The 17951-nt window shown below is 64.5% G+C and carries 10 protein-coding genes; 3 read left to right on the top strand and 7 right to left on the bottom strand.

The window, feature by feature from the left end:
• Window positions 1-523 precede the first annotated feature (523 nt).
• Entirely contained in the window at window positions 524-2710 is a 2187-nt protein-coding gene (locus tag QP996_RS11080; RefSeq protein WP_284872666.1) for an NADP-dependent isocitrate dehydrogenase, read from the bottom strand.
• Window positions 2711-2770: 60 nt separating this feature from the next.
• On the opposite strand from QP996_RS11080, the gene QP996_RS11075 reads away from it, so the two are divergent.
• From QP996_RS11075 to bsaP, 3 genes are all read left to right on the top strand, one after another.
• Complete coding sequence (locus QP996_RS11075; RefSeq protein ID WP_284872665.1) at window positions 2771-3685, top strand: exodeoxyribonuclease III; 915 nt, start codon at window positions 2771-2773, stop codon at window positions 3683-3685.
• 75 nt (window positions 3686-3760) lie between these two features.
• Window positions 3761-4822: a biotin synthase BioB gene (gene bioB, locus QP996_RS11070; protein ID WP_284872664.1), complete on the top strand. Its 1062-nt coding sequence runs from the start codon at window positions 3761-3763 to the stop codon at window positions 4820-4822.
• A gap of 13 nt (window positions 4823-4835) precedes the next feature.
• Window positions 4836-5039: a biotin synthase auxiliary protein BsaP gene (gene bsaP / locus QP996_RS11065; RefSeq protein ID WP_284872663.1), complete on the top strand. Its 204-nt coding sequence runs from the start codon at window positions 4836-4838 to the stop codon at window positions 5037-5039.
• Here the strand turns inward: bsaP and QP996_RS11060 are convergent.
• The 6 genes from QP996_RS11060 to QP996_RS11035 all read right to left on the bottom strand — a co-directional run bounded on the left by QP996_RS11060 (window position 5036) and on the right by QP996_RS11035 (window position 17924).
• The gene (locus QP996_RS11060; protein ID WP_284872662.1) at window positions 5036-5719 is read right to left on the bottom strand and encodes a hypothetical protein; all 684 of its coding nucleotides are present in this window, start codon (window positions 5717-5719) and stop codon (window positions 5036-5038) included. The two genes, bsaP and QP996_RS11060, sit on opposite strands and share 4 nt — an antisense overlap.
• Window positions 5716-6399, bottom strand: a complete 684-nt coding sequence (locus QP996_RS11055; RefSeq protein ID WP_284872661.1) for a P-loop NTPase family protein — start codon at window positions 6397-6399, stop codon at window positions 5716-5718. The genes QP996_RS11060 and QP996_RS11055 overlap by 4 nt, the downstream gene beginning before the upstream one ends.
• Window positions 6396-6749 carry a GntR family transcriptional regulator gene (locus QP996_RS11050; RefSeq protein WP_070614319.1) on the bottom strand — a complete coding sequence of 118 codons (354 nt, stop codon included), beginning with the start codon at window positions 6747-6749 and terminating at the stop codon, window positions 6396-6398. The genes QP996_RS11055 and QP996_RS11050 overlap by 4 nt, the downstream gene beginning before the upstream one ends.
• A gap of 98 nt (window positions 6750-6847) precedes the next feature.
• On the bottom strand, window positions 6848-8650 hold the full coding sequence (locus QP996_RS11045; protein ID WP_284872660.1) for an acetyl/propionyl/methylcrotonyl-CoA carboxylase subunit alpha: 1803 nt from the start codon (window positions 8648-8650) through the stop codon (window positions 6848-6850).
• A 14-nt stretch (window positions 8651-8664) separates the two neighbouring features.
• Window positions 8665-8874, bottom strand: coding sequence for a hypothetical protein (locus QP996_RS11040; protein ID WP_181889897.1), 210 nt, complete (start codon window positions 8872-8874; stop codon window positions 8665-8667).
• 11 nt (window positions 8875-8885) lie between these two features.
• Window positions 8886-17924: a type I polyketide synthase gene (locus QP996_RS11035; RefSeq protein ID WP_284872659.1), complete on the bottom strand. Its 9039-nt coding sequence runs from the start codon at window positions 17922-17924 to the stop codon at window positions 8886-8888.
• Between the last annotated feature and the right edge of the window lie 27 nt (window positions 17925-17951).

Below are 17951 nucleotides of genomic sequence, written 5' to 3'. Positions count from 1 at the left end.
GTTACTGGCGGTGGCCGCCCCTGCATTTTCCAGGGCCCACCATCAGCAAGCGTTACACCACACTAAGGGACGCAACCACATACTTGGCGATTTCCGGGCCGGTCGTGGTGCTGTTTTCCTTAAACTCCAGCCAAGGGAGCTCCGCAGGCAAATCGAGGAATCGCTGGATTCTAGCGATGAGTTGAGGCTCCGAGGTGGAATTAAGTGGTGACATGCCTCAAGTATCCCCCAGAAGCAAGAAACAGGCAAGAAAACGATTCCGCAGGTAAGGGAGTTTTTTGAAGAGTTTAAGGGCTGTTTTGGCATCTTTTTCTGGTTACGGAGCAAGAAAGAGTGTGAATGTACGGGGCCAGAAAGAATCGTGCTTCTGATCTGATGTAGGTGGTCTAGTTCTTCGGGTAAGCGTTTGCGGTAAGAGGGGCGGAGGTACCGGGCTGGGCACAGCGCTGCCCAGCCTGACCAAACAAAAACGGCCGGTGCCGGGGCGCGAAACCCCGACACCGGCCGTTTTTAGATCAGCGAGCTACTTCTCCAGTTCGTCGATGATCTTGTTGAAGGTTGCGGACGGGCGCATGACCGCCGAGGTCTTCTCCTCGTCCGGCCAGTAGTAGCCGCCGAGGTCGGCAGCGTTGCCCTGGGCGTCCAGGAGCTCCTTGTCAATCACATCGGCGTTGTCGCGCAGGTCCTTGGCGATCGGGCCGAAGACCTCGGCCAGCTCGGCGTCGTCGGACTGGGCTGCCAGCGCCTCTGCCCAGAACAGGGAGAGCCAGAAGTGGGAGCCGCGGTCGTCGATCTCGTTTACCTTGCGGGACGGGGACTTGCCTTCGTCGAGAAGCTTCTCGGTGGCCTTGTCCAGCGCGGCGGCGAGGACGCCGGCGCGCTCGTTGCCGTTCGTGTTCTTCTCGTGGCGGAAGGACTCAGCCAGCGCGAGGTACTCACCGAGGGAGTCCCAACGCAGGTGGTTTTCTTCTTGGACCTGCTGGACGTGCTTCGGGGCGGAGCCGCCGGCACCGGTCTCGAACAGGCCACCGCCAGCCATCAGCGGGACGACGGAGAGCATCTTCGCGGAGGTGCCCAGCTCGAGGATCGGGAACAGGTCCGTGTTGTAGTCACGCAGCACGTTGCCGGTCACAGAGATGGTGTCCTCGCCGCGGCGGATGCGCTCCACGGAGGTCTTGGTGGCCTCGACCGGGGAGGCGATGGAGATGTCCAGGCCCTCGGTGTCGTGGTCCTGCAGGTACTTCTTCACCAGCTCGATCAGGTTGCGGTCGTGTGCGCGCTCCTCATCCAGCCAGAAGATGGTCTTCATGCCGGACAGGCGTGCGCGGTTGACGGCCAGCTTGACCCAGTCCTGGATCGGGGCGTCCTTGGTCTGGCAGGCGCGCCAGATGTCGCCGGCCTCCACGTCGTGCTCGATCAGCACGTCGCCGGCGGAGTTGACCACCTGGACCTTGCCATCGGCCGGGACCTTGAAGGTCTTGTCGTGGGAGCCGTACTCCTCGGCCTTCTTCGCCATCAGGCCGACGTTCGGGACGGTGCCCATGGTGGTCGGGTCGTACGCGCCATTCTCGCGGCAGTCGTCGATCACGGTCTGGTACACACCGGCGTAGGAGGAATCCGGGATGACGGCCAGGGTGTCCTGCTCCTGGTCGTCGGCGTTCCACATGTGGCCGGAGGTGCGGATCATCGCCGGCATGGAAGCGTCGATGATCACGTCCGACGGCACGTGCAGGTTGGTGATGCCCTTGGCGGAGTTCACCTGCGCCAGAGCCGGGCCGTCCTGCAGGGCCTTGTCGAAGGCGGCGCGGATTTCCTCGCCGTTCTCCAGCTCGGACAGGCCCTCGTAGATTGCGCCGAGGCCGTTCTCGCCGTCCAGGCCTGCTGCGAGGAGCTGCTCGCCGTACTTGTCGTAGACGTCCTTGAAGAAGGCGCGCACGACGTGGCCGAAGATGATCGGGTCGGAGACCTTCATCATGGTGGCCTTCAGGTGTGCGGAGAAGAGCACGCCCTCGTCCTTGGCGCGCTTCACGGCGTCCAGCAGGAAGGCGTCGAGAGCCTTAGCGGACATGTAGGTGCCGTCGATGACCTCGCCTTTTTCAACCTTGAGGCCGTCCTTTAGCACTTCCTCGCCGCCGTCGGCCTTGACCAGCTTGATGGTCAGGGTGTCCTCGGACGGCATGATCACGGACTTCTCGTTGTGGCGGAAGTCGCCAGCGTCCATGGTGGCGACGTTGGTCTTGGAGTCGGAGGACCACTCGCCCATCGAGTGCGGGTGCTTCTTGGTGAAGTTCTTCACGGCCTCCGGAGCGCGGCGGTCGGAGTTGCCCTCGCGCAGCACCGGGTTCACAGCGGAGCCCTTGACGGCGTCGTACTTGTCCTGTGCGTCCTCGTAGTCCGGGATGTCAAAGCCGGCGGCCTGCAGCTCGGCGATGGCCTTCTTCAGCTGCACGAGGGAAGCGGAGATGTTCGGCAGCTTGATGATGTTGGCTTCCGGCGTCTTGGCCAGCTCACCGAGCTGCGCCAGCGCGTCGTCGACCTTCTTGTCGCCGAGGCGGTCCGGGAATTGCGCGAGGATGCGGCCGGCCAGCGAGATGTCGGCGGTGTCCACGTCGATGCCGGCGCGGGAAGCGAAAGCCTCCACGATCGGCTTGAGGGAGTACGTCGCCAGCAGCGGCGCTTCGTCGGTGCGGGTCCAAATGATCTTCGCCATAATGCTCCTTTGTTTTAACGTGTCTGACTTCAGCCAACCAGACTACTAGGGTCATCACACATGAGTCTCACAATTGCGTCGGTCAACGTCAACGGCATCCGCGCCGCCACCAAAATCCGCAACGAAAACAACCCGGGCATGCTGGCTTGGCTGGATGAAACCCCGGCGGATGTGGTGCTTATGCAGGAGGTTCGCGCCACCGTCGACCAGGCGCGCGCGGCGTTGGCGCCCGCGCTGGAAAAGGGGTGGCACCTCGCCGTCGCCCCCGCGGAGACCCCCGGTGCGAAGGGGCGCGCGGGTGTGGGCATCCTGTCTCGCACTCCGCTTAACGACGTCACCTTCGGCATCCCCAGTTTCGAAGATGCGGGACGTTTCATCGCTGCCACACTTACCGACGGCACCCGCGTCGGCTCGCTGTACCTGCCGTCGGGTTCCGCCGACACCCCGAAGCAGGACGAGAAGTACCGCTTCCTCGACGAGTTCGAACCGCTGCTTGAGCAGTGGGCGGACGAGTACCCGGACATGGTCATCGGCGGCGATTGGAACATCTGCCACCGCCGCGAGGACCTGAAGAATTGGAAGACCAACCGGAAGAAGTCGGGCTTTTTGCCGCACGAGCGCGCGTTCATGGACTCGGTGTTCGGCTGCTTCCCAGACGAGGAGGCCCAGGACTTAGACGTCAAGGCCGATGCTGTGTGGGCGGGGGCTGTGGAGTACGTGTCCGAGGGCCGTCGAGAAGCAAATTGCTCCCCGAAGTGGTTCGACGTGGCGCGCAGGCTGCACCCGGACGACGCGCCGTACACCTGGTGGACGTTCCGCGGGCAGGCCTTCAACAACGACGCGGGGTGGCGCATCGACGTGCAGGCCGCGACGGCGAACATGCTCGAGCGCGCGGAGCGGACCTGGGTGGACAAGGCGCCGGCGGTGGAGCAGCGGTGGTCCGACCACTCGCCACTTTTGGTTGAATACCGCTAAATGCTGAACACCGTTCAAGGACGGGCTACACTGACACCTACTTGTGACGTGAACCACCAAGAACGGAGTCCAGTAATGACTGACATCCTTGACATCGCACGCGAAAAGGCCCTGGAAAACGGCGAGGGCCTGAACCAGGAGGAGCTCGTCCAGATCCTCAACATCGAAGACGAGCGCCTGCCGGAACTGCTCGACCTGGCGCACCAGGTGCGCATCAAGCACTGCGGCGTGGACGTCTCGTTGGAGGGCATCATTTCCCTGAAGACGGGCGGCTGCCCCGAGGACTGCCACTTCTGCTCACAGTCCGGCCTGTTCGAATCCCCGGTGCGCGCCGTGACCCTGGACATCAACGAGCTGGTCGAGGCCGCCAAGCAGTCCGAGAAGATGGGCGCGAGCGAGTTCTGCATCGTCGCCGCCGTCAAGGGCCCGACCCAGCAGCTGCTCGACCAGGTCGCCGAGGCCGTCACCGCCATCCAGGAAGAGGTGGACATCTCCATCTCCGCCTCCCTGGGCATCCTCACCCGTGACCAGGCCCGCCAGCTGGCCAAGATGGGCGTGTCGCGCTACAACCACAACTTCGAAACCGCCGAGTCCTTCTTCCCCAACGTGGTGACCACCCACACCTGGCAGGAGCGCAAGGACACCCTGGAAAACGTGCTGGCAGAGGGTATGGAAACCTGCTGCGGCGGCATCATCGGCCTGGGCGAGACCATCGAGCAGCGCGCCGAGTTTGCCACACAGCTCGCGGAGATCCAGCCGCACGAGGTGCCGATGAACTTCCTCGACCCGCGCCCCGGCACCCCGTTCGCGGACCGTCCGCTGGTCCCGCAGGGCGAGGCGCTGCGCGCCGTCGCCGCGTTCCGCCTGGCCATGCCGTCGACCCAGTTGCGGTTTGCGGGCGGCACGGAGCTCGCGCTTGGCGACGACGGCACCGAAGCCGGCCTCATGGGCGGCGCCAACGCGATCATCGGCGGCAACTACCTGACCACCTTTGGCCGTCCGATGGAGAAGGACCGCGACGCCGTCGACCGCGTGATGGAGGGCGCTACGCCGGGCGTGAACCTGGGCATTACCCCGGTGGGCGAGAAGGCCAACTCCGGCCACGGCGTGCTCTACGACACCATCAAGTCGCTGTAGGTTTTCTCCGCGCATGAAGATTCCCGACAACACCGATCTCGCCGACGCCGTTTTGTCCGGCGAGATCGCCTGGCCGCTCGACCCGGCACGCCCCTACGACGCCCCGCGCATCTGCCCGCTGTGTGAGCGCCGCATGGTGGTGAAAATCTCGCCGATGGCGTGGGAGGCTGCTTGCTCCCGTCACGGACTGCTGCGCTCCGAGTGGGTGGAGCGTTAGTGCACGAAACGGCGGGTTCTAGCGAACACAATTGCGCTGGCTGCTAAAACTACTGGCCCCGCCGCCGCTACGAAGATGGCGTAGACGTAGGGATCGGAGGGGTTCACATCCGCCTTGTAGATACCCACTAGGAGCCCGGTGAAACCACCCACGAACATGCTGCCGAGCATGAACCACTGCATGCGGGTGCCCCGCGCAAGGCCGATTGCTACACCGGACAGCGCCATCGTAATGAAGATGACGAAGTGGAGTAGCACAGTTGACACGACGGATGTCAGGTCCTGCGCAGCACCTTCAACGAAATACGGTTCGCCGCTGACGTCGATCCAGGGCATCGGTTCTCCGTTGGTAACAATGAACGGGTCGTACCGCTTGTAGTACGGGCTATGTGCTTGGTGGTACACCGCCGACGCGGCGGTAAGTGGCGTGAGTATGACCGCTGCCACGAAAGCCGTTAGCGCTGCCGAATTCATCCATCGGTTGAAGCTCGCGCCCAGCTGATTCATTGCTGGCCAGTTCGATCCTCCGATCGCGAAGAGAATCCACAGTGTGGCAGCGCCCGCCATGGTCCACAGGCCGCCGTCGCCAAACTCCAATCGTCCAAAGGGAACGGCAATGCAGAGGACAAGAAAGACGCCCAAATACATTGTTGGTTTGAAGGGGCTGAGGAAGAGCTTCATCGTGCGGGCCTTTCTGTCGCGAGGAGGTCAATGAGTTCGGCATCGTCCGGATACTCGATGGGCAAGTGGACATCGGCCTCGCCGATAGGTTCGGCGAACGTCGCGCGTGTCGTGGGCCCGAGGCTCGCTGTTTCGGCGACGGGGAAGCGGGCGATAAGGTCTTTGATCTCGGCGGTGGGGCCGGTGACCGTTGGAAAGCACAGGCGGGCGTCGTCGAGTGGGACTGGGCGCGAAACCACCCGATCAAACACTTGGATGACATGAGTGGCGAGACCCACGAAGTCCTCAGAGCGATGCGATGCCATCACCACTCTGCGCTGCGGGTTCTCCGCGATGTAGTCGATCAGTCTCTGGCGGACCTGTTTGCGGGTGGTGGTGTCGATGCCGTCAAACGGCTCGTCGAGAAGCAACAGGTCTTTGCCGATGGCTAGGGCCACCTCAATGGTGAGTAGGCGGCGTTGCCCAACGGAGAGATCTCTGATACGGGCGTTGGGAAAGTCTAGGTCTACGTGCGGGTAGATCGCTGCGACTGCGCGCAGGTGATCGTCCACGGTCGTGCCTGCAAACTTGGTATCCGCACCAGCCGGGACGAACGCGGCGTGCCGGCTCATTAGCGTGTGGAGGTAGTGGGTTTTACCGGCGGCGTTCGGGCCGACCAGCGCGTAGAAGCCGGGATTCATTGGGCGCGCTCCTTTTCGATCATTGCCGTCAGCTCCTCGGTGGTGATGCCGAGTTGGTTGGCCTCATGGACAAACGGCTGGACAAAATCGCGGGCGAATGCTTCGCGACGAGTACGTAACACCTGCTCACGCGCACTCTCCAGGACGAACATGCCGAGTCCGCGGCGTTTCTCCAGTAGACCCTCGTTGAAAAGTTCGGTGAGCGCTTTGGCGGAGGTGGTGGGGTTGACGGAGTGGTAAGCGGAGAGCTCGTTGGTAGACGGCACCCGGTCGCCGGGGGCGAGGGTGCCTGCGCCGATGAGGTCACGTAGCTCATCCGCAATCTGTAGGTATATGGGTTTACCACTCATGTGGGTAACCATAGAACTGGAAAGCCCGGCGCGTCAACCCCCAATTTTTGACGCGCCGGGTGAGATCCGGTTATGTCGATGAAACCGCAGGCCAGCGGCTACTCGGCGTCGGTGATGTCGAGGAGTGCCACGCCCTTATCTACATGGCTGCCGGCCTCCACCGCGAGGTTCTTCACAACACCGCTCTTGTGAGCCTTGACCGGGTTTTCCATCTTCATGGCCTCAAGGATGACCACGATGTCACCGGCTTCGACCCGAGCACCTTCGGTAACTTCGGACTTCACCACGGTGCCCTGCATCGGTGCGGCCAGGGTGTCTGCGCTGGCTGCGCCCTTGCCGGAACCCTTACCTCCCGATCCACCGCTACGGGAGCGGCGCTTGCGGTCGCGGCGAGTCAAAGCAGAGGCGCCGAGAAGCAACGTCTCCGGCAGAGTGATCTCGATCGATCGGCCGTTGACCCCGACAGAGACGGTGCGGCGGCGCACCTCATCCTGGTCACTGTCTTCGCCAGCGCCGTCGGACTCGTAGGGCGCGACGTCCGGGTCCCATCCCTCTTCGATCCAGCGGGTGTATACGGCGAATTGGGAGGCGTCGCCGGTGAAGGTGTCGTCGTCAAGCATGCGCTGGTGGAAGGGGATGATAGTCGGCATGCCTTCTACCCGGAATTCGGCGAGGGCGCGCTTGGCGCGGGCGATGGCCTGATCGCGTGTTTCGCCGCGAACGATGAGTTTGGCCAGCATCGAGTCGAACTGGCCGCCGATGGTGGAGCCTGCGCGGATGCCGGAGTCGACGCGCACGCCGGGGCCTGCGGGTTCGATGTAGGTGGTGGCGGTGCCGGGCATGGGCATGAAGTTGGTGCCGGCGTCTTCGGCGGTGATGCGGAACTCGAAGGCGTGGCCGGTGGGCTCCAGATCGACGTCGAAACGCAGCGGCTCGCCGGCGGCGATGCGGAACTGCTCGATGACAAGATCCACGCCGGTGGTTTCTTCGGTGACGGGGTGCTCGACCTGGAGGCGGGTGTTGACCTCAAGGAAGGAGATCATCCCGTCAGCTCCGACGAGATATTCCACGGTGCCAACGCCCACGTAGCCTGCTCGCTTCGCAATCGCTTTAGCGGACTCGTGGATGCGTTCGCGCTGCTCATCGGTGAGATATGGGGCTGGGGCTTCCTCGATGAGCTTTTGGAACCTGCGCTGCACGGAGCAGTCGCGGGTGCCAGCGACGATGACGTTGCCGTGCGTATCCGCCAGCACCTGTGCTTCAACGTGGCGGGCGCGGTCGAGGTAGCGCTCCACGAAGCACTCGCCACGGCCGAACGCTGCTTTGGCTTCGCGGGTGGCGGACTCGAACAGTTCGCGGATCTCGCCACGCGTGCGGGCGACCTTCATACCGCGGCCGCCACCACCGTACGCCGCCTTGATAGCCACCGGTAGACCGTGGTTGTCGGCGAATGCGACCACATCGTCGGCGCTGTCTACCGGGTCCTTTGTGCCCGGCACCAGTGGGGCGTCGACCTCTTCAGCGATGCGTCGGGCAGTGACCTTGTCGCCAAGCGCGTCGATGGCCCGCGGCGGCGGTCCGATCCAGGTCAGACCCTCGTCAATGACGCGCCGGGCGAACTCGGTGTTTTCCGCCAAAAAACCGTAGCCGGGGTGGACGGCGTCCGCACCGCTGTCGCGGCAAGCCTTGAGCACTTTGTCGATATCCAGATAGCTTTGCGACGATGTCTCGCCACCGATCCCAATCGCCTCATCCGCCATTTCGGTATACGGCGCGTCCTTGTCGGGGTCGGCGTAGATCGCCACGGAGGCAAGGCCTGCGTCGCGGGCTGCGCGGATGATACGGACCGCGATCTCGCCGCGGTTGGCGACGAGGACCTTACGGAACGGAAAGTCATGCATATGTGCGGTCCTTTCTAGAAGTAGGTGACGTTGCCGATGGTTGGCTGGCTGCCAAACGGCTGGCCGAATGCATCGCCGAACACGTTGTCTTCGTTGGCAGCACCGGCGCCGGCCTCAGCAGCGGAGGTGGCCTGCCAGGTTTGGGCCTCGGCGAGCACGGTGGTCAGTGCTGCCAGTTCGTCGTGGGACAGCGACGTGTCGTCGGTACGAAACAGTGGTGTCATGGTGTCTCTCCTTAAACGGTCGGGGTCGCGGTCGGGTACGTGCCGTCGGCGTTGAGACGGGCATCGGGGTTGAGCAGGAGTGCGATCTCGTCGGCGTGGTCGTCGATACCAGCGAAGCGGCGGTTCTCCACCTGGGTGAAGAGGTCGGCGCGGCCGATCATCCCGGCCTCGAGTCGGCTTGCGCCCTGGGCGAGGCGTTCGGTGGCGCGCTCACGCCAGGCGTCGGCGTCGTGGCCGTCGCGTGTCAGTGCGGCTTCGAACACACCCGGGTGGCCCAGCACGACGAGCGCGCCGACGTGGCCGAAACCGAGCGAGGTCAGGGCCGCCGCCTTCACGTTGCCGGCTCCGAGAGCGAGCGGGGAGCGCAGCCACACCAGGTTGGTTGCCTTCGGCTCGATGAGCGGGTCGACGCAGTCCAGCGAGGCGTTCGGCGGGAGGTCGCCGGTTGCCAGGACGTCGATAAGCCCGCCGGTCTGCAGCAGCGCCGCACCTGCCTTGGAGTGACCGGTGAGGGTCTTCTGCGAGATGACGTACATCGGTGCATCCGGGTCGCGGCCAACGGCCGGCCACAGCACGGAGTGCAGTTCGGACTCGTTCGGATCGTTGGCGTTGGTGGAGGTGTCGTGCTTGGACAGGACGGTGACATCATCAGGCGTGAGTCCCAGCGAGGACAGGGATCGGGCCAGGCGCGAGTCGGTACCGCCGCAGGCCGCCGCCAACACGCCGAGGCCTGGTGCCGGGATGGAGGTGTGTGCGCCGTCGCCGAAGCTGGAGGCGTACGCGACCACTGCCAGCACCGGCAGGCCGAGTTCGGCGGCGAGGGTGCCGCGGGCGAGCAGGACCGTGCCGCCGCCTTCGGCTTCGAGGAAGCCACCGCGTCGACGGTCGTTAGCGCGTGAGATGAAGCGGCCGTCGATACCTTGTGCCGTCATCTTGGCGGTTTCGGCGGTGGCGTTCATGTCGCCGAAGCCCTGGAGGGATTCGACCTGGACGTCGTCGATACCACCGGCGACGACAAATTCGGCCTTGCCCAGCGCAATCTTGTCCACCGCTTCTTCGATGCTGACTGCGGCGGTGGCGCACGCGCCGACCGGGTGGATCATGGAGCCGTAGCCGCCGACAAGCGCCTGCATGGTGTGGGCGGCTACCACGTTGGGCAGCGCTTCCTGCAGGATGTCAGTCTGGCGTTCCTCGCCGATGAAGCGGGAGACGAACACCTTGTGCAGCGATTCCATGCCGCCAATACCGGTGCCTTGGGTGGTGGCGATGAAGGATGGGTGCACCTTCTGTATGAGCTCCGCCGGGGTGAAGCCGGCGTTGATGAACGCGTCGACGGCGGTGACCAGGTTCCAGGCGGCCATGCGGTCCATGCCGTCGGCCATCTGGGCGGGGATGCCCCACTTGGTCGGGTCGAACCCGTCCGGCATCTGGCCAGCGACGGTGCGCGACAAGGTGGCCTTCTTCGGCACGTGCGCCAGGGCACCGGCGTGGCGGGTCACGCTCCATTCGCCGTCGATCTGGCGGATAGTGGTCTTCTCACCGTCGGCTTCCACGTATGCAAGTGCTTCTTCTTTCGTGGTCACGGTAAACGTGATGTCGCGGTCGAGGTAGACCTGCTCAAGGTCTATGGAGCCTTGGTCGGTGAGGAAGTACTTGTCCGTCAGCGTGCGGATGCCGCTGCGTGCGATGACGTCGTCGCGGAAGCGCTCGTAGATGTCCTCTTCGGCAACCTCCGCGCCGTCGTCGTCGTACCAGGCCGGGTTCGGGTCCTCGGACCAGGTGATCAGGCCCATCATCCACGCCAGTTCGAGGACGCCGGCTGCAGTGAGGTCGACCTCGCCGGTGCGTGTGATGCCGTATTCGGCTTCGCGGCGGGTGCGCCCGGAGCCCCAGCTGGATACTTCGCCGATGCCGACGACAACCACCATGTCGTCCAGCGAGCAGGTGACATCGCCCACGCTCGCCGGTGCGGGTTGGCGTGGGGTAGTGACGTTTGGCAGTGCGCGCACCGTTGCGCCATTGCTTGTCGACGATTCCGTGCCCGCCGCATCAACACGTGCATTTCGTGCCAGATCGGCGATGGACACGCCTGCGTTCTCGAGCCCGCCGGTGAGGTCGAGATCCAGCGGGGACTGCTTCGCCTGCTCACGGGATTCCTCGGTGACCAGGCCGAGCAGCTGTGTGGAGATCTCCTCCGGGCTCCACACGTGAATACCTGCGGCCTGTGCCGCCGGGACGAGGCCGTCGTTGCCGCCCATCAGGTGCGTGCCGGCAACCCAGCCGATGCGGGCCTGCGCCAGGGTGACACCTTCCGGCCAGCCGGTTTCCGCGGACCACTTGTTCACAATCGCGTCGAAGGCTGCCTTGACCTCCCCGTAGGCGCCGTCGCCACCGAACGTGCCGCGGTTCGGCGAGCCCGGCAGAACGATGTGAGCGCGCTCGGCAGGGAAGTTATCGCCGTGCTGCGCCAGGTCGGACAGGCCGGCAATGGTGCGTTCGACCGACCACAGCAGCAGGCGGGCCTGCGTTTCGGCGTTGCCACCGACCTCTGCAAGCGAGCCGGACACAGGAGGTGCGGCGAACGGGAAGGCAAGGGTCGGGGTGAGTGCCGGTTTGATGATCTTGACGTCCTTGCCGACGGTTTCCTTCTGTTCGGCCCCGATCCAGTCGATGAGTGCATCGATGTCGCGGTAGGACGACAGGTTCGTCGGCACCAGCCACAGGCGCGCGCCCACGGAAGCGTGCTCGGCGAAGAGGGTGCGGGCGAATTCCTTGCGCGCCTGGCTGACGTTGGATGCGGTCATGATGACCGTCGCACCGCCTGCGAGCAGGCGTTCCACCACTGCGGTGGCGATGGAACCCGGCGCGGCTCCGGTGACTAAGGCGACGTCGTCTGCGTACGGCTCGTTCGCGTCGGCGATGGCGGCTGCTGCGATCTCGCCGAGTACGTTGCGACGATCACCTTCCACGCGCTTGGCGTACCACTCGGCCTGCTTTGCCACGGTGGAGCCGGTGCCAGCGAAGCGCTGTGGTGCGAGGTCGATCTCGCCGAAGGCGACGCGTGCGAGGTCTTCGCGGGCTTGGGCCCAGCGGTCGTCGAAAAGCACTGCCTTGCGCTCGTCGAAGACTGGGGTGACCTGCTTGACCCAGCCGGAGCCGAGTTCTGCCTCGATCGTTTCCACGATCGTGGTGTCCGGTGCGGGGATTTCCGCGACCTCGTCTTCGATGCCGAGCTTGTTCAGCAGCGTGCGGGCGGTGGCCACCAGGGTGTCGGTGACTTCGTCCTTGTAGGCGTCGAGTGCAGCCGAATCCACCACTCCGCCGCCGGAGGAACCACCGCTGGTGGCCTGGGAGACTGCAACGCCGTAGCGTGCGGCGACGTTTTGTACCGCCTGGTCGATCAGTGCGGTGATCTCCGCCTTGGTCGTGGCCGACGGCAGGCTGTTGAGCGAACCGCCGCGGACCGATTCCTCAGTGCGGCTGCCCAGCAGGGTCTCGGCTTCGACGTGCGCGGTCCAGGTTGTGGGCAGGCCCCACGCGGCCGCGAGGTGCTCGCCGACAAACGCCGGCTTCAGGCCTGCGCTGCCGAAGAGTTGGCGCAGGCGGGTGCCCACGGCCTCGGATAGGACAGCGCCGAACGGGGTGTAGCCCGGTGCGGCGGTGTTCACGCGCGTGTTCAGCGTAGCCACGTCGGCCTCCGCTGCGCCGTCGATGGCAGGCACGCCGAGCTCGGCGGACATGTCCATGAGCAGCTGGTTGCGTCGCGACGACACCCCGCCGGTGAGCTCCTCAATCGTGTCTGAATCGTTGATCTGCTCGGGGCGGATCTTGTTCTGCAGCGCGAACAGGACGGTGATCGCATCGGCTGCGGTGAAGGGAAGGTCGGACACGGGCGCGCCGGATGCCGGTGCAGCCGGTGCTGGCTCTGCTGGTACTGACTCTGCTGGTGCGGCGGGTGCTGCCTCGGCTGCCGGTTGTGGGGCGGATTCGGTCGCTGGGGTCGAGTCGGCTTCTGTGTTGGCCGGGGCGTCGTCGACAAGCACGGGCTCCGGCGCGGAAACCACGTCGTTGAGCATGACGATGTCCTGGCTTGCCTCAACGTTGAAAACCGGCACGTGAATGCCGATGACATCCATCTCGCGCTTTGCCAGGTTGGTCAGCGTCGGTGAAGAGGCAAGGCCGACCTCGATGACCTGGTCGACGCGACCAAGCAGGTAGTCCTGGGTTTCAATCCAGCGCACAGGGGAAGCGAACTGCCACGCCAACAACTCGATGAGCAGCGTGCGCGCGAGCGCGTTGCGGTCGGTGTTCTCCGGCGTCATGCCCTTAAGGCGCTCGGAGGGGACCTCGTTGGTGACCGCATCGATGAACTCTTGAGTCAGCGCAAACGGCTTGGCCACCAAGTTCGGAATGTAGCGGTCCACCAGCGTGTCCACATCGATGATTTCCGGCATGTGCTCGTCGAGCTTTTCGGCGAAGTCTGCAACACCCTCGCGCAGCACGCGTGAGTGGAAAGGAACGTCCACGCCCGGAACCGTGACGTAGGCGCGTGGATTAACCGAGTTAGCCTTGCGCTCCAGGGCGGCAAGGCCGCGCTTCGTGCCAGCCACGGAGTACTGCTGGCCCTTGATGTTGTAGTTGACAATCTCCAAGAACTCGCCGGAATCCTGCGCAACACCAGCGACGTACGCTTCGACCTCTTCCGGGCCGACACCGATCATGTTCGGGCGCAGCGCGCCCATGCCGTAGTCGGAGTTGCCCTCCGCATCGCGTGGCACCAGGGAACCCATGGCGGAGCCACGCGAGTACACGATGTCGATGACCGCTTCCAGGTCAAAGATGTTGCCCAGGGCTGCAAGCGCGGTGTATTCACCGAGCGAGTGGCCCGCAAAGTACGCACCGGAGGCCAACGTGTTGGCCTCGTTCAGTCGCTGCGTCTGCGCGTAGGCGACAACGGCCATGGCCACCTGCGTGAACTGGGTCAGGTGCAGGACGCCATCCGGGTGTTTGAACTCCAGACCGCGGATGACCAGGCGCGACGGGTTGTCCTCCACAATGCGCTGGATGGAGAACCCGTGGGTCTCACGCGTGTGGCGGTCAGCGCGGCGCCACACGTCGCGCGCGGCAGCGGAAGCAGCACGGTCACCGTTGCCCATGCCCTGGGTTTGAATGCCCTGGCCGGGGTAGACGTAGGCGGTGCGCGGCTGGGCCAGAAGCGCCTGACCACGGGAGACGACGTCGCCGGCGATGCGGCAGGTCACCTCAAGGGCCTGCTGGATGCCGACGCGGCCGACGCGCTCGACGGTGATCTCTACATCGTCGTCAAGCTGCACCATGCCGTACATGGAGTAGGTCCAGCCGATGACCTGGCCGTGGCCAGCAGCCAGGTGCTGTGCGGTGGCGGATAGCCACATGCCGTGCACCAGCGGCGCATCCAGGTTGACCAGGGCTGCTGCGTTGGTGGAGGTGTGAATCGGGTTGTAGTCGCCGGAGACCAGAGCAAACGGGGTCATGTCCGACGGTGCGCGCACCACGGTGCGGTCCACGAATGAACGCGGGGTCGGCTCAACCTGCTCGCTTGCTGCGCCACCACCATAGGCCGGTGCCGGGACTGGTGTTGCAGTACCGGTGGCGCGACCACGGATGGCAAAGCGCTGCATCTGGGTTGCCACAACCTCGTCGCCGGAGCGCAGCTCCAACTCGACGGTGACAATACGGCCAGAGGTGGACTCAGCGATCGAGGTGCACTTGGAGGTCACGTCGATGCGCCGGCCATCTGCAAGCTCGGTAAGCGGGACGCGCAGGTCGATGACGTGATCTAGGTGGACGGCGTTGAGCAGGCCCTCGATCACCGGCGTGCCGTCAGCCAACTTGCCGGAGCCCAGCGCTGCGTAGATCGCCGGCCAGCAGGGGCCAACCAGCACGTCTGGCGTGCCCACCACAGCGTTGTCGGCCACAGCGCCGCCGGTGACCGCGGAGTGCGATGCCAAAAGGGAAGCGGGCAGCGTAAACGACGAGCGCGCCACACCAAACGGCGCGTCCTCGGTCGGTGTCTCGATCTGCGGGATCTCAGTAATCGTGTCGCCGGCCTCGCTGACCGAACCGACACCAGCCAGGCCAGACAGCAGCTCGAAGACGCTGTCAGACAGGCGATCGCCGTCCACAATCGGGGAGGCACCCGTGCCCGCACCGGCAGGGATCTCGACCGGGATGTTCACCTCACGCACGTAGAACGGACGCTGGTCGTCCTGCAGGTGGTCCCACGCGGAATCAGCGTGGATTCGGATCGTCCACTCGCGCTCACCAGCCGCGTTGGTGGTTGCCTCCACGTCGAAGGCGTCCTCGTCCAGCGCGTATGCAGGGTTGGCCATCAGGTGGCCGTGCCACACCAAGGTCGGGCAGGAGCGCAGATACGCGGCCTCGTCGGCGGCGTCGCTGCGTCGAGCGAAGCGGGATTCGGCGGTGGCGCCGTCGTCGATAAGCATCTGCGTCGCGGCATCCTCAAAACGTGCCAGCAACTGCGCAACCGGCTCGTTCTTACGCGTAATACCAGCAACCGCAACCGGGCCCGGGATAATGCGCACCTGGTCAGCGGTGTAGCGCTCATCCTGTGCCTGCCACAAGGTGTCCTTGCCAAACCAGGACTTCAGATCCGCATCAAGTGCTGGCACCCACGGCATCGGCTTCGGGTAGGCATAGTGCAGACCGATCCACCACGCCGCATCGCGCGGGGAAACCACGACCTCGCGCGCCTGCGGGTAGTGCTGCAGCAAGGTGCTGAGACCATCGCGCGGGGAGATCTCGACATCGTCGGGGAAGAGGGTCGGGATCTCGCCGTGGTCGGCCTCGTTCAGACGCGCCTCGATGCGCTGGAGCAACGCAACAAAGCGCGCGTTCCAGGTCTGGTCGATAAACGGATCGGCGAGCTCGACGAAGCGCTCGACCCACTCGGCGTACGTCATCGTCTCCACGTCGCCGAAGTACGGCTTCGCCGTCTTCGACAGTGCCTCGATGATCTCCTCGCGGTGCGCCGGGTACTCCTCAATATCCAACGAGGCGATGAACCGTGCCGCCTTGGCAAAGGAGTTGTCCAGGTCGTGTAAGTCCGCCAGCAGGTGCGATTGCGACGATGCCACACCCGCCACGCCGCGACCGCGGCCGACCCAACCGCCGTTGTTCTCCGGCGGCAGGCCAGGTGTGTCCACGAGCAGCTGCTTGACCGAATCCGTGGCCTTCGCTTCCTTCGTGGCCATAGCCACGGTGCCGACGAACACTCCATCCACCGGCATCGCAGGCAAACCGAACTTCTCAGACCAACGGCCCGTAATCAGCTCCGCGGCACGCTCCGGCGAGTACACGCCACCGCCGACGGTGAGCACAGCGTTGTCGTGCGCGCGGATCTCGGGGTAGGTCTCCAACAGCATGTCCTCCAGATCAACCCAGGAGTGGTGGCCGCCAGCGTGGCCGTCCTCCACCATCAAGATGACCTGGTCGTCCGGGTTCGCCGCAGCGATTGCGAGCGCGTTGCGGATCTGCTGCGTTGTACCGGGCTTGAGCGCAATGTAAGGGAAGCCATCCTGGTGCAGCTGCGCGAACAGCTCTGTGGCCTCGTCGATGTCCGGAATGCCCGCGGAGATACACACGCCGTTAAGCGGAGCACCAGCAGCGCGGGCCTTTGGCACCATGCGCGTTTGGCCGAATTGCAGGTTCCACAGGAAGCGGTCGAAGAACATGGTGTTGAACTGCGCGGTGCGACCAGGCTGCAAAAACGCCTTGAGGTTGGCGGTGTGCTTGCCAAACTCCTCCTCGGAGTACATGCCGCCACCGGCAAGTTCCGCCCAGTAGCCGGCGTTGGCAGCGGCGGCGACAATCTCGCCGTCCGCGGACGTTGGGGTCATGCCACCCAGGATGATCGGGGACAGACCAGTTAGCGACGAGAACTTCGTCTGCGTGTACGTCTTGCCATCCGGCAGCGCGATCACTCGTGGTGCGTAGGCCGAGTAGTCCACGCCCTGCGGCAACTCAGCGCCCGGGCGTGCAAGCTCGTCGCGCTTCGCGGCGGTGGACGCGTCCAACACAGCGACGCCGGAGCCGTTGGCCAAGTTGGTCGCAATCGTCGCCGTAGCCGTATCAAACGTGAAAATGTGGCTCGCGCCCTGGGTAATCAGGTCGCGCACGGTTTCGGTGAAGTCGAACCGGTCCACCAAAATCGATTGCGCCAGTTCACGGGGAGTGGTGGTTTCAAAGGTGATGCCGCATGCGTCCGCCCACTGCTGCGCCAACTCCACACCGGGGGCGTTCGTGTCCACGTGGAAGGGGTACGCAACATCAAGCGAGTCGAACACCGGCGTGATTTCGGATCCGCCGTACTCCACTTCCAACTTGGCGTTGTAGCTGCTCGCAGCCGCTTCGATGTCTTTGCGTGCCTGCGCGAGCGCCTCCGGGCTGCCAGACAGCACCACGTGGCGGTGCCCATTGATCACGCTGATAGGAGCCGCTTGCGTATCGACGACAAACTCACCGACCTGCTCAGGCGTCAGCCCACGAACCGAAAGCATCCGGCTGCGCGAGTCGGCGCCACCGTACACGTTGGTTGCGGCAGCACCCATGATGAAGGCGAACGCAAGAGCTTTCTCCGCAGCCTGTGGGCCGTTGGCGCGATTGAGTGCGGCGGCACCCAAGATGCCCTGGGAGTGTCCAGCGAACAGTGCGTCGGTGGTGTCGAGCCCGAGCTGCTCGAGATCTTCCGCGGCAACAATCTGCGACAGCAGAATCGCCGGTGCACTGACCGCGGGCAGGGCGTCGATCGCCTCGTGCGAGGTGTCCGCATCCATCGCGTCGCGAATACGCTGCACAACTCCTGGCACGACAGAGGCCAACGGGCGGGCAACAGCGGCGGTGAGGGACTGGGCGAGGTTAAGAAGCTGCTCCATGCGGATACGTGCCACAGGAGTCGCAGCAGCATCAGCGAGCGCCTGCTGCCAGGAAGAACCCTGCCCCGGGAACAGGATTGCGGGACGCTTCAGGGAAGAAAAAGAGGTGGAATTCATAACAGTGTCCTTATGGTCCTTTGCATC

The sequence above is a fragment of the Corynebacterium sp. MSK008 genome (genome assembly GCF_030232585.1).
In the GTDB taxonomy this organism is placed as follows: Bacteria; Actinomycetota; Actinomycetes; order Mycobacteriales; family Mycobacteriaceae; genus Corynebacterium.
This window is presented reverse-complemented; position numbering and strand designations above follow the sequence as displayed.

What these genes read in the sequence shown, in the direction of transcription:
- QP996_RS11080 (WP_284872666.1), bottom strand. Translation starts at nt 2,710, where the DNA reads ATGGCGAAGATCATTTGGACCCGCACCGACGAAGCGCCGCTGCTGGCG.
- QP996_RS11075 (WP_284872665.1), top strand. Translation starts at nt 2,771, where the DNA reads ATGAGTCTCACAATTGCGTCGGTCAACGTCAACGGCATCCGCGCCGCC.
- bioB (WP_284872664.1), top strand. Translation starts at nt 3,761, where the DNA reads ATGACTGACATCCTTGACATCGCACGCGAAAAGGCCCTGGAAAACGGC.
- bsaP (WP_284872663.1), top strand. Translation starts at nt 4,836, where the DNA reads ATGAAGATTCCCGACAACACCGATCTCGCCGACGCCGTTTTGTCCGGC.
- QP996_RS11060 (WP_284872662.1), bottom strand. Translation starts at nt 5,719, where the DNA reads ATGAAGCTCTTCCTCAGCCCCTTCAAACCAACAATGTATTTGGGCGTC.
- QP996_RS11055 (WP_284872661.1), bottom strand. Translation starts at nt 6,399, where the DNA reads ATGAATCCCGGCTTCTACGCGCTGGTCGGCCCGAACGCCGCCGGTAAA.
- QP996_RS11050 (WP_070614319.1), bottom strand. Translation starts at nt 6,749, where the DNA reads ATGAGTGGTAAACCCATATACCTACAGATTGCGGATGAGCTACGTGAC.
- QP996_RS11045 (WP_284872660.1), bottom strand. Translation starts at nt 8,650, where the DNA reads ATGCATGACTTTCCGTTCCGTAAGGTCCTCGTCGCCAACCGCGGCGAG.
- QP996_RS11040 (WP_181889897.1), bottom strand. Translation starts at nt 8,874, where the DNA reads ATGACACCACTGTTTCGTACCGACGACACGTCGCTGTCCCACGACGAA.
- QP996_RS11035 (WP_284872659.1), bottom strand. Translation starts at nt 17,924, where the DNA reads ATGAATTCCACCTCTTTTTCTTCCCTGAAGCGTCCCGCAATCCTGTTC.